9 protein-coding genes are annotated in these 12,450 nt (G+C 43.3%); 3 read left to right on the plus strand and 6 right to left on the minus strand.

What is annotated here, in order from left to right; genetic code table 11:
• Window positions 1–3 precede the first annotated feature (3 nt).
• The 6 genes from Q7A_RS10505 to Q7A_RS10530 all read right to left on the minus strand — a co-directional run bounded on the left by Q7A_RS10505 (window position 4) and on the right by Q7A_RS10530 (window position 6,892).
• Window positions 4–1,242 carry a restriction endonuclease subunit S gene (locus Q7A_RS10505; protein ID WP_014707337.1) on the minus strand — a complete coding sequence of 413 codons (1,239 nt, stop codon included), beginning with the start codon at window positions 1,240–1,242 and terminating at the stop codon, window positions 4–6.
• Window positions 1,242–2,837, minus strand: a complete 1,596-nt coding sequence (locus Q7A_RS10510; RefSeq protein WP_014707338.1) for a type I restriction-modification system subunit M — start codon at window positions 2,835–2,837, stop codon at window positions 1,242–1,244. The genes Q7A_RS10505 and Q7A_RS10510 overlap by 1 nt, the downstream gene beginning before the upstream one ends.
• Before the next feature lie 10 nt (window positions 2,838–2,847).
• A complete protein-coding gene (gene rhuM, locus Q7A_RS10515) occupies window positions 2,848–3,852 on the minus strand; it encodes a RhuM family protein (protein WP_014707339.1) in 1,005 nt (334 codons plus the stop codon).
• Between the two features lie 58 nt (window positions 3,853–3,910).
• On the minus strand, window positions 3,911–4,825 hold the full coding sequence (locus tag Q7A_RS10520; RefSeq protein ID WP_014707340.1) for a restriction endonuclease: 915 nt from the start codon (window positions 4,823–4,825) through the stop codon (window positions 3,911–3,913).
• A gap of 122 nt (window positions 4,826–4,947) precedes the next feature.
• A complete protein-coding gene (locus tag Q7A_RS10525; protein WP_014707341.1) occupies window positions 4,948–5,973 on the minus strand; it encodes an AraC family transcriptional regulator in 1,026 nt (341 codons plus the stop codon).
• Window positions 5,974–5,977: 4 nt separating this feature from the next.
• On the minus strand, window positions 5,978–6,892 hold the full coding sequence (locus Q7A_RS10530; RefSeq protein ID WP_014707342.1) for a GGDEF domain-containing protein: 915 nt from the start codon (window positions 6,890–6,892) through the stop codon (window positions 5,978–5,980).
• A 371-nt stretch (window positions 6,893–7,263) separates the two neighbouring features.
• Here Q7A_RS10530 and Q7A_RS10535 point away from each other — a divergent pair, with 371 nt between their 5' ends.
• The 3 genes from Q7A_RS10535 to tolQ are packed head-to-tail and all read left to right on the plus strand — an operon-like array spanning window position 7,264 to window position 12,446.
• Window positions 7,264–9,768, plus strand: coding sequence for a TonB-dependent receptor (locus Q7A_RS10535; protein WP_014707343.1), 2,505 nt, complete (start codon window positions 7,264–7,266; stop codon window positions 9,766–9,768).
• Window positions 9,769–9,802: 34 nt separating this feature from the next.
• Window positions 9,803–11,734, plus strand: coding sequence for a phytase (locus tag Q7A_RS10540; RefSeq protein WP_151903923.1), 1,932 nt, complete (start codon window positions 9,803–9,805; stop codon window positions 11,732–11,734).
• A 10-nt stretch (window positions 11,735–11,744) separates the two neighbouring features.
• Window positions 11,745–12,446 (plus strand): protein TolQ, encoded by a 702-nt coding sequence (tolQ, locus tag Q7A_RS10545; protein WP_014707345.1) that lies wholly within the window; start codon window positions 11,745–11,747, stop codon window positions 12,444–12,446.
• Window positions 12,447–12,450 lie beyond the last annotated feature (4 nt).

A 12,450-nucleotide genomic window follows, 5' to 3' on the forward strand; every position in this document is an offset into this window, starting at 1 on the left:
CGGTTAAACAAACAGCTTTTGTAATAAGCCTTTTTTAAAGGTATCAAGTTGAGTAATTTGTTTGGCGACTGCTTCGATTTTGTTATCAATGGATTGTAAAAAATCGGCAATTTTTTGTTGTTCATTAATATCTGTCGGAATAAAAACTTCTTCCTTACCTAATTCAGTTTGATTAATACTTGCTTGATTAACCGCTTTATTACAAATTTTCTCAAATCTATTTTTTAACTTTGAAGTTTTAAGAAGTTCAAAAATCATTCTTGGATTAAATAGTTTTTTTCTAGTTCTTAAAAGCAGCAAATTCATTCCATGATATAAATCTTCATCCATATTGTAATAAGCTACTTTCCCAATTTGTTTAACACTATTTATATTGCTAAAAAGAATGTCACCTTTGCACATCTTATAGTCATTTAGACTATCATTATATTTAGCATGTCCCACTTTCAATAAATCTATTTCACCAGAGGAAATTGTTTCAATTCTTGTTATTTTTACACCAACACTACCATCTAATTGCTCTGTTGAAGTGCCATTTTTAATTCTTTCAAAAATGAATTTTAGCTTGAACACTTCCCAACCCGAAAAATCAGAACCATCGTCTTGTTTAAAGCGAATCTGTTGTGAGAAAAGTTGTTGCATCAAACCGCGTTTATAAATTTCCAGCAGCTCGTGTTTACGACGCAGATTAGTGAGTTTGTCATCCACAGCACTCAGAAATTCTGCGATTTTTTGCTGCTCTTCAATTTTAGGGAAAACAACTTTTAACTTTGCAAAGTCATTTTGCCCCAAAGTCTTATTTCTACCGGCGCCACCAGGGGATGCAAGTTCCAACAAATACTTTCCGCGAGGTCTAAAAAAGAAATATTTAACAAAATTAAGATCTGACCTTTGATTGTTAGGAACAAACATTGGAAATCTGTGTGATGCAATAAAACCTTTTTCTGCTAAAGATGTGACAGCTACAGCTTGTTCCCATGCAAAGACAATGTTCACTAAAAATGCTGGAACTTCGACCCAGAATACACGTTTATCACCAAGCTCTTTTCCGTTAATTATTTTTTTATGAAATATCCCTTTACCATGGGAACGAACACCGATTTCTCGATATTCCTTATCCTTTAAAACATTTACTGGATTGTTTACTCGCTTTAAAAAATAAGATGTTTTTTCTTCGACCCATTGATTAGAAAACTCTGGAAATCTAAGCTCTGGTATTAATTTCTTGCTCGTTGTTATCATCACACCGGAGTCTCAATACCCAGTTCAGTACAAAAGCTTTGAATCTTCTCATCCAATGCTACCATCTCGCTATCCAGCTTTTTTAACTCTGCCGTTACGGCTGCTAAATCAACTGGTTCAGCTTCTTCAAAGGTATCGACGTAACGCGGAATATTCAGATTGTAGTCGTTTTCACTGATTTCGCTTAGGGATGCTACATGACTGTATTTTGCTTCATCCTTACGTTCACGATACGCCGTGATGATTTTCTCAATATGTTCTGGTCGCAGATAATTCTGGTTTTTGGCCTTTTCAAAGTGATTGCTGGCATCAATAAACAGAATATTATCGGGATGTTCACGGCATTTTTTCAGCACCAGAATACAGGTGGGGATGCTGGTGCCGTAAAAGATATTGGCCGGTAGCCCAATGACCGCATCCAGCCAGTTGCCTTCTTCAATAATGTAACGGCGTATATGGCCCTCTGCTGCACCACGGAATAACACTCCATGCGGCAACACCACAGCCATGATGCCGTTTTCTTCAAGCTGATAAAGCATATGTTGTACAAAGGCAAAGTCGGCTTTGGAACCCGGTGCGAGTTTGCCATAGCGGGCAAAGCGATCATCGCTTTCAAACAGTTTGCTGGCACTCCATTTGGCCGAGAAAGGCGGATTGGCGACCACGGCTTCAAACTTTTTATCGATGTGCTGTGGGTGTTCCAACGTGTCTTCTTGTTTTAAATCAAAGTTACGATAATGCACGCCATGCAAAATCATATTCATCCGTGCCAGGTTAAAGGTGGTGCGGTTCATTTCCTGGCCATAAAAGTCACCAACATGCTCGACTTCTTTGGACACACGCAATAACAAGGAACCCGATCCACAGGTTGGGTCATAGACCGATTTCAAGCGGGTTTTGCCATTTGTGACCAGCTTGGCCAGAATGGTGGAAACCGCCTGTGGCGTATAAAACTCACCGGCTTTTTTACCGGCTCCGGCTGCAAACTGGCCGATTAAGTATTCGTAGGCATCGCCTAACACGTCACTTTCGCTGTCACTGATGGCAAAATCGATGTTGTCGAGATGCACCAGAATTTTAGCGATCAGTTTATTTTTGGCATCTTCGGTACGGCCAAGTTTGGTTGAAGTCAGATCCAGATCCTCAAACAGGTGATCAAAGTCATCTTCACTCTCGGTTCCCATGGTGGAGCGTTCAATGCTGTTTAATACTTTGCTGAGATCGTCGAGGATAAAGTTATCTACCACCACATCATCGTCTGCGTTGGCATCTTCTACTTTATGTGCGCCACGTTTGGCGAGGCTGGTGAACAGTTCTGACGGTTTTAGAAAGTAACCCAATTCCTCAATCGACTCTTCGCTGATGGCCTCAAGCATTTCCTGCCCTTGTGGGCTGTTTTCATCAATCGCCATAAAGTCGATGCCATCCTCAGCCATAATGCCGTTGGCAAAAGTATGTAGTTTTTCAGACAGGTATTTATAGAAGATGAACCCTAAGCAATAATCACGGAATTCATCAGCATTCATCTTGCCACGTAGTTCGTTGGCGATATTCCAGAGTTTTTGTTCGAGTTTCTTTTTTTGATCTTCAGTCATTTGGGTTCCGTTATTTCGCGAGCAAAGTAAAATGCTCGACCAGTCTAATCATCAGTTCTTTTTGTTCTGGCTTACTCTCAGCGACCAATAATGCTAAGGCAACTAATGTGTTGTCATTTATCAATTGCTCAACTGGTTTAGCAAGTAAGTGTTGGTTTATCCTCAAGTACCAGAGAAATAAAAATGATCCAGTGCGTTTATTGCCATCGGCTAATGGATGATTTTTGATAACAAAATACAGTAAGTTAGCTGCTCGGCTGGCAATATTAGGGTAAAACAGCTCATCACCAAAACCTTGTTCAATGGTTGCAACCGCCGAGGCTAAACCATCACCTCTTAACTGTCCGAATAACGCCGTCGCTTCACCTTTACTGATGAGTTCTTTCTTGAGCTGCTCTATGGCTTTGAGTGTGTCATCCAAAACCAATGCCTGCATATCGACTTGTTTATTACTTTGTGCTTTGAGACTTTGCTCATCATAGCCTTGCAGCAAACTCCAGCTTCGTGCGTAGTCATTAATTACGCTGATAACTGCTTGCCCATCATCATTAATGAGTTGTTGATTGGTTAATGTTTGAGAAAGCAGGTTAAGTGCTTGCTCAAACTCAATACCACGCTCTTTTAAGCGTTTTTGATTGAGGGTGTAGCCTTCAACAAGATATTGTTTAAGTGTTTGCGTAGCCCATATGCGAAATTGGGTAGCACGATTAGAATTAACGCGATATCCCACGGAGATAATGGCATCAAGGTTGTAATGCTTGATTTTATTTGTTTGTGTTTTACCTGCTATTGCGCCATGTGCAGTGGTATGTTCCAAAATGGAACACACCACTTTCTCATCCAATTCACCAGTTTTGAAAATATTGCCAAGATGCTTGGTGATAGCAGGTCGCTTTGTACCGAATAGTTCGGCCATTTGTGATTGCGTTAACCATAGTGTCTCTGCATCCTGGGTCACTTCAAGTTGTGTTTTCCCATCTGGGGAAGTGTATAGCTGTATTTGTTGATCATTCATGATTAGCAATCCTTGCTGAGATAATTGAGTTGAAAAATGTTTAGAGATTTTTTCATTTTCAAAAACGGTCGAAATAATCCGAATCCATGGTTTTCACGTGATAGGTTTCCTGAATACTAACGCCAAGGTCATATTCGATCATCAGCTTGGCGAGGGTTTTACCATCAATCAGCACCACTGAAATATTCAATCCGCGAGCAGCATCTTTGGCACCTTGAGAGAATTCGGAGGTAGTGATAAATACACCTTTGCGAGCACCCTGGCGGGTTAATGCACCAATAAACTTGTCGATTTCGGGACGATGAACAGTGTCTTCCCATTTTTTGGCTTGCAGGTAGATGGTGTCGAGGCCGAGTTTATCTTCATTGATAATGCCATCAATACCGTTGTCATTACTGAGGGGCGTTTGCAATGTGGCGTCGTTGCGAGCACCGCCATAGCCCATAGCCACCATTAACTCGATAACCAATTGTTCAAAAGCAGCTGGGGTCAGAGATTTGATGTTTTCTATCAGCTCTTCAGCCAGGTTTTTATTGAGCACCTGATAAGCCTGATTGAGAACATCGTCCGGTGTTTCGGCATCAAACAATGGTTTGGCTAGTTCGTTATCTTCTGGTTTATCGGTTGGCTTAGATTGATGAAAGGTTTTGAAACTCTCAAATTGGTTGAGAAACTTCACATCAATGCGTTGTGGCTGACTCGCCAGAATATTTTTGCCCAGTTCGGTAATTTGATATTGGGCTTTTCCTGCCGATTTAATCAGCCCTGCTTTTTTCATATAAGTGATGGCCCAACCGATACGGTTGTTGATCACGGTCTGCTTACCCGAAGGCAGTAATTCCTGCCTTTCTTCGTCGGTCATATTGAAATCCACAGCAATCTGCGAACGAATTTCTTTGGCATGAATCACAGCGCCATTTTTCAGGCACAAGATCACCGGCAACATCACGGTTTGAAAATCGGGTATTGGCATCCTTACGCTCTTTTTTTGTGCAGTTGGCAAGGATAACAAATACGCGAGATTTAAGGTGACAATCAAATGTCATTTACTGGATGAATTTATTGGGGTGTGAGCTGATCCAACCGCGTGACAACTCAGAACAAGGTATACGGCGACAGCCCCGTCCAGCGTTTAAAGGCTCGGCGGTAATTGTTCATATCATTGAACCTAAGGTATTCGGCGATTTGCTGGTTATTGAAGTGTTTGACCTGAAACAGATAAAGGGCGGTATTTTTTCGTGCCAGGTCGATTTGCTGCTGGAAGGTGGTGTGGTGCTTTTTCAATTTTCGTTTCATTGAGGCGGGGCTGATGCCAAATGCGGCTGAGACTTTTTCCAAATTAAGCGGTTGTCGGATATGCGTTTGAATATAGTCATAAAGCTGATCAATAAAGCTTTGCGAGCTGTGCAGCGATAGCAGCTGTTTCTGGGTTTCTTTAAGTGCGCCGTGAATACTGAGCTGTGAGGCGTTTGGCCAGGGTTTATCGAGAAACTCAATAGGTAACCGCATACAATTCATTTGTTGATTAAATGCCAGATCCTGCCCCAGATTTACCCAGTATTGTTCGATATAGGTGGGTTCTGGATAGGTGAATTCAAAATGCCAGGGCATTTTCTCTTTCGATAACCAGGACACCATTGAGATGAACGCGGTCATGTGTGTTTCAAGCAGAAACTGCTGTTGTTCATCGCTGCCGGTTGCGTCTTGCCAGAATATAAATAGCTCTTGTTCATTTGCATAAAAGCGTGGGGTAAACACCGGCGATAAAATGGCGTGAAATTCACAGATGATTTCTATCGCCTGACGCAGATTACTGACCAGCTGTAATGCCTGACTCGCGGCACCGAAACAGCCCGGCCATAAGCGTTGCCCATATAAAAAACTGGTGTCATCCGCGTTGACGAGTTTGCGGCAATTACTGATTAAGGTGAGGTATTGATCTGGACTGATGCGTTTTTCAGCCAGTCTGAAATCTTCGAGTTGGATACGGGTGCTTCTCAACAGTTGCCGACTATCCACCTCACGTGACAAGGCAAACTCCACCAGCACAGCCGGTTGATGATGTGTCGCAATGCACGCCGTGTCTATTTCATAACCAAGCGTTTTGATCAGCGGTGTCATTTGCTTAAATGGCGTTTGACGGTTGTTGTCTGGTTTTGCTGATCTCAAGATTCAGACGTTTAATCAGCGAGTCAGAATCATCAGTTCTTGCCATGGTGGTGACCACAGTGGCTGAAAGAAATACCCGTTGATGATGTTCTCTGGTTCGGTAGGCAAAGCTGGCGACAGCATTTTGTAAATCCATGCTCATCTGCTGCGCTTCGTTTTCAGAGGTATTGTGTAACAACACCACAAAGCGATCACCCGCTAAACGGCAAATCAGGTCTTCATCTCGCAGGTTTAGCAGCAATAACTGACAAATCAGCTGCAAAATGTGATCACTTTCTTCTGCGCCATAGCGTCGGTTGATCATATTAAAGTTATCCAGATCAACGGCAATTAGGGCAAGCGGTTGCTGGAGTTTTTTACTTTCAGCCAATGAGAGTTTTAATTGTTTCTTTAAATATGCCGCACCACCCACTGGAATCAATTTGTCGAATAAACGGTGCTCACGAAAATAACGTTCACGTTTTACCATTTGTGCACTGATGGCGATTTCTTCCTGATGCCAGTGATAGATACCAATACTCAGCAGCACTAATGCGATAGGGATAGGTAAGCTTTCTAACCAGTTATGCCAGATAAGTGTCGATGGCATTCGGATAAATTCATCCGCCACATCCATTGACCATGAAAACACAATGGCACATAAACCGAGTGCCAGTAATTGGGTCACTCTGCCTGCCGGTCGACTGCGTAATAACAACGCCAACCAGAATAAGGCAAGAATGACCATTCCCCCTTCTGAAAAGACATCCAGCCAGCTAATTTCAACGGTAGGTTTCAGGTCTCCCCACACACTGATAATTAGTAAACCAATGCCAATCGCTATAGCGAGGCCATAAGAATAGTAAGTCTGTAAAAAAGCTCTTTTTTTCATTGATTTAGCCGACTTTTTAAAAGGTGTTGTAAGGTTGTTTTCGGCGAAACTACGCTATAAAAATGACAACTTCATTACATCTTAACCAGTCAAATCAGCTCACAAAAAGTTGAATTATTTTCCCAAATTAATACTGACGCTTTTGGCTGAATGTTATTTAACTGTTTGAATTAATGGAATATTTACTTCTTTAAACTTGCTTGCTTAATTTTTAAATACGCTATATTTCTCAGTCATATAAGCTCTAAACAGGCCCAACAACCTCTATAAGTTATTGATTTTAAGTATTTTTATTTTCATCTGTCATCGATCTGTCATTTACCGTCCATAGACTTGCCGCCATCCACCACTATGACGACAAGGGTATTTTTATGAGAGTGACAGTTGATACAACACAGCGGCCGAGTCATAAACTCAGTCTGATTGCTTTGAGCATAGCGAGCGTTTTCAGTAATGGCGTTCATGCAGCCGATGAAATAAATATGGAAAAGGTGCAGGTTTTCGGTCAAGCCGTACAGATTGATAAAGCACTGAATGAACAACGTAATTCGGACAGCATTGAAAGCGTGGTTCACGCCGATGGTATTGGTCAATTACCTGATGATAATGCGGCCGAAGCTTTGCAACGTTTGCCTGGCGTTTCAGTTGAAAATGATCAGGGTGAAGGACGTTTTGTCACGGTGCGTGGACTGGCACCGGAGTTAAATGCTGTCACGATCAACGGCACTAATATCCCTTCACCAGAGGATGGCACACGTGCCGTTGCACTGGATGTGTTACCCAGCGAACTGATTCAGTCACTCTCTGTTGTGAAAACACTGACACCCGATATGGATGCCAACTCCCTCGGCGGCACGGTCAATGTCAGAAGCTTATCGGCGTTTGATCATGATGGATTGTTCTACACCCTGTCTGCTGAAGGCAGCTATGACGACAATACTGATCAAACCAGTCCCAAAGGATCTGGTGCCTTCAGTAATATCTTTAGTATCGGCGAAGGGGTTGATAACTTTGGCGTTGCTGCTGCTCTGAGCTGGCAAAAGCGTGATTTCGGTTCGGATAACGTTGAAACCGGTGGGGCCTGGGATTTTGATGGGAGCCCGCGTTTAGAAGAACTGGAACAGCGTGATTATGAAATCACCCGTGAACGGCTGGGACTGGGGGTTAACTTTGACTACAAAGCGGATATCCATACTAACTATTATCTGCGAACTCTATTCAGCCAGTTTACCGATACTGAAACGCGTAATGCGGCGGGTATGGAGTTTGATGATCCCCTGCTCCCCAATGAATCCGGCGACGGTGCTGAAGGTTTTCGTGAAGTAAAAGATCGCAAAGAAACCCAAGAGATCCAATCCTATGTTTTTGGTGGTGAAAAAACCATCGATTTGTGGACCCTAAATGGACAAATTGGCTACAGCCGAGCCAGTGAAGATTCACCCGGCCATATTGCGGGTGCCAAGTTTGTCGGTGATTTTGATGGGGTTGGCTATAGCAGTACTTCTAAACCCACACTGAACGCTGGTGCTGATTATTATGATCCTGCCAGTTTCGAGTTAGACAGCGTGGAATGGGAACAACAGAAAACCACCGATACCGAAAAAAACATCAAGTTTGATCTTGCCAGAGACTTTGATTTGCAGGGCTATGCTTCGCAAGTCAAATTTGGTGGCAAATTATCACGTCGTGAAAAAGATAATGACCTGGAAGCATGGGAATTTGAAGATTTCGGTACTAACGATACCAGTCTGGCGGCATACAGCGCTGGCAATGTGGATTATAGTTTGAACCAGTTCGGGAACGGCATCAGCAGCTCAGCTGTTGAGGCTTTACTTAACAAATTGAATAAAGCCGATAACGTCAACGAAGAAGAATCACGTATTAATGATTATGTGATGAATGAAGACATTAACGCGGCTTATGTGATGAATACCCTAGATCTGGATGACTGGACTATCATCGCTGGCCTGCGTTATGAAGGCACTCGCTTTAAGGCTAAAGGTACTGGATTAAGAGATGGTGATTACCAAACCATTTCGAGTAAAAACAGCTATCACCATTGGCTACCGGGCTTGCATGGTCGTTATTACATAGACGATCAAACACAAATTCGTGCGGCCTGGACCAATAGCGTAGTTCGACCAACGTTTGAAGCACTGGCACCAGGGTTTGCTATCGAAAGTGGTGATAAAGCCAGTTTTGGTAATCCAGAGCTGGATCCAATGACCTCGAAAAACCTGGATTTGGGTATTGAACATTATATGGGTCGGGCGGGTGCAGTTTCGGCCTATGTTTTCTATAAAGATATCTCAGACTTTGTATATGAAACTGATGTATCAAAATCCGGTGGTTTATTTGATGCTTTTGATGAAGCGATAACGTTTGCCAATGGTGATTCCGCTGAAGTTTACGGTATCGAACTAGCCTATTCTCAAAAACTGAGTTGGTTGCCCGCACCGTGGAATGGATTATTGGTCGGCGCTAATGCGACTTTCAGTCAATCCGATGCTGAAATCGAAGGGCTGGGTCAAACGCGTGATATCGATCTTCCCGGACAATCCAAACAAGTTGGTAACCTGATGGTGGGTTGGGAAAACGACAAACTCAGCATGCGTTTATCAGCCAATTATAAATCGTCTTATTTATCCGAAGTCGCCGCCATCGATAAAAAAGATCTGGATCAATATGTTGACTCACAGACATTTATTGATTTCGGTGCCAGTTACTTTCTGAGCAAAAATGCTCAAATCAGTCTTGAAGTGAAAAATATCACCGACGAAAGCTTCTATGTCTACAACCGCAGCAGTTCATACAACGCTCAATATGAAGAATATGGTCCGACCATCAAGCTGGGTTTTACCTTAACCAATTTCTAAACCTTCTTGATTATCAAATTTTAAAGTGAACCAAATGAAAAAAAACCAATTCAACCTAAAGCTGACCTTACTGGCGTCATGTTTAATGATGGCAACATCCTTTACGGCGATGGCTGATGCTTCGTTAAAGCTTGTTTCAAACAGTGACAGTCACCAGATTGAAGCCGCCCAATTGTTAACTCAACCATTGATATTGCCTGCGGCGGATCGTCTGGTGTCTTATGAAAATAAAGGCATTGCCATTGAAGACATAAAAGGAAAGCAGCTTAGCCTGTTAAAAGGTAACTTTGGCAGTATCGATCAACGCCGGGTTGATAACGGACTTTTGCTGGCCAGCGTCGATGCGGATCGTCAACAAGCCATGGTTGTGTTGCTTGATAAAAACACACAACAGTGGTCTAACCCCGTTTACTTACCCCAACCGGCATTTAAAATTGATGGTGCATGTCTGTATCAGGATCAAGCACACAATGGCTTTTTGTTTCTGGTAGGTGAAGAAGGTCATGGAGAGCAATGGTTAGTGGCTGATGCCACCTCTCCCCTTGCACAGCCTAAATTAATTCGTAGCTTGAGTACGCCACCTAACAGTGAATATTGTCAGGTCGATGACAAACAATCCCTGATGTATATCAATGAAGAAAACGTGGGGATCTGGGCCTATCAAGCAGATCCAGAGGCAGATCTGATCCGTGAACCAGTCGCACTCACTCAGCCCTTTGGGAAACTTACAGAGAGTGCAATGGGAATGGCCATCGTACCGGGTGGCTTATTCGTACTCGATTCTGAGGCTAAACAATTGCATACCTTTCTTGATACCGATGGAAAATGGCAGCATCAAGCTGAGTTTCCGTTAGCGGATCTTTCTGATCCCGAAAACATCAGTGCTCGGCTAAACGATAAAAATTTAACCATTATGGTTCAACATGATGATGGTTTAAGCACATTCACTCTGCCATGGGCCCATCAAGACACAGCACAAGATGCTGTGATCCCGATGATAAAACCACAGCAAGCAACCGATCCTGTGCCTAGTTTGGGTGATGCCGCAGATGATCCGGCTATCTGGGTCAACCAAAAGAATCCTCAGCAGAGCCTGGTTTTAGGTGCAGATAAACAAGGTGGTTTGCTGGTTTATGACCTGAAAGGAAAAATCCGACAAAACCTGCCAGTCGGCCGAGTAAATAATGTCGATGTGCGCTCCGGCTTTATGTTTAACGGTGAAGAGATTGATTTGGCGGTGGCCAGTAATCGTGACCATAACGCATTGCATGTGTTTGCGATTGACCCCGCTTCTGGTTTCGTCAGTGAGTTAGGTGAAGTGGCAACAGCCAGTCAGGATATCTATGGCTTGTGTATGTATAAAAATCAGGCCGGCGATATCTACACCATTGTTAATGATAAAGACGGGCGTTTTTTCCAGTATTTAATGCAAGATAATCACGGCAAGATTGATGCTGAAAAGGTGCGTGAATTCAGCGTGAGCTCACAACCCGAAGGCTGTGTCGCGGACGATAAAAAGCATCGTTTGTTTGTTGGTGAAGAAAATAAAGCGGTCTGGGCTTTAGCTGCCGGTGCTGATAAGCCAACTGATCTGACGGAAGTAATGCCCGTCGGTAAGCACCTGAAAGCCGATATTGAGGGTATATCGTTATATCAATCCGAAAAAGAAGCTTATCTAGTCGTCTCCAGTCAGGGTAATGATAGTTATGTCATCCTCAATGCCCTGCCCCCATTTGCTTACCGTGGTGTATTCCGAGTTGGCTTTAATACTGAGTTAGGTATTGATGGTGTATCGGAAACCGATGGTCTGGATGTCACCAGCGTCAATCTTGGTGAACCATGGGAACAAGGCATGCTGGTAGTTCAGGACGGACGTAACCGTATGCCGGTAGAAAATCAGAATTTCAAATATGTGCCTTGGTCAGATATTGCTGACCAGCTGGGCCTGTCTGCCAAAACGAAATAAGGAGTCAGTCATGGACACAACTATGCATGAAATGACGATGTGGGGGCTGGTCAGCGATGCCAGTCTGCTGGTCAAAATAGTGATGATTATCCTGGTTTTAGCCTCGATGGTAAGTTGGTATTTGATTATCTGGCGGTCCAAAGTATTGGGCCGTCTGGAAAAACAAAACAGACAATTTCAACAACAGTTCAGACAAACTGCTGATATGAACAAGATGGATGCTGTTCTGCCTAGCATAGCGGTTTACCAGGCGATACCGGCTATTTTTCAGGCCGGTTGGCTGGAGTATGAAAAATATCAACAACTGAATGCTGTGCCACAAGATGAAATTGTCGAAAATGTTGAACGCGCCATGTTAGTCAATATTGGCGAACAGGAAGTTGAATTGGAAAAAGGCCTTTCCTATTTAGCCACTATCGGTTCAGTCAGCCCATATATCGGTCTGTTCGGTACGGTGTGGGGCATCATGAATTCATTTATTGGCTTATCTCAAGTGGAACAAGCCACGTTAAATACCGTCGCTCCGGGCATTGCTGAAGCGCTGATCGCCACAGCGATTGGTCTGTTTGCCGCGATACCCGCGGTGGTTGCTTACAATCAGCTGAGTAAACGTGCCGGTGCGTTGAGTACGCGCTATTACCATTTTGGTAATGAATTTATCACCCGCCTGCAGCGAGTGATGCATCGCACACCATTAGCTAAAGTCGCGTGAATTC

Source organism: Methylophaga nitratireducenticrescens, assembly GCF_000260985.4.
Taxonomy (GTDB): Bacteria; Pseudomonadota; Gammaproteobacteria; order Nitrosococcales; family Methylophagaceae; genus Methylophaga; species Methylophaga nitratireducenticrescens.

What these genes read in the sequence shown, in the direction of transcription:
- tolQ (WP_014707345.1), top strand. Translation starts at nt 11,745, where the DNA reads ATGGACACAACTATGCATGAAATGACGATGTGGGGGCTGGTCAGCGAT.
- rhuM (WP_014707339.1), bottom strand. Translation starts at nt 3,852, where the DNA reads ATGAATGATCAACAAATACAGCTATACACTTCCCCAGATGGGAAAACA.
- Q7A_RS10540 (WP_151903923.1), top strand. Translation starts at nt 9,803, where the DNA reads ATGAAAAAAAACCAATTCAACCTAAAGCTGACCTTACTGGCGTCATGT.
- Q7A_RS10535 (WP_014707343.1), top strand. Translation starts at nt 7,264, where the DNA reads ATGAGAGTGACAGTTGATACAACACAGCGGCCGAGTCATAAACTCAGT.
- Q7A_RS10530 (WP_014707342.1), bottom strand. Translation starts at nt 6,892, where the DNA reads ATGAAAAAAAGAGCTTTTTTACAGACTTACTATTCTTATGGCCTCGCT.
- Q7A_RS10510 (WP_014707338.1), bottom strand. Translation starts at nt 2,837, where the DNA reads ATGACTGAAGATCAAAAAAAGAAACTCGAACAAAAACTCTGGAATATC.
- Q7A_RS10505 (WP_014707337.1), bottom strand. Translation starts at nt 1,242, where the DNA reads ATGATAACAACGAGCAAGAAATTAATACCAGAGCTTAGATTTCCAGAG.
- Q7A_RS10525 (WP_014707341.1), bottom strand. Translation starts at nt 5,973, where the DNA reads ATGACACCGCTGATCAAAACGCTTGGTTATGAAATAGACACGGCGTGC.
- Q7A_RS10520 (WP_014707340.1), bottom strand. Translation starts at nt 4,825, where the DNA reads ATGCCAATACCCGATTTTCAAACCGTGATGTTGCCGGTGATCTTGTGC.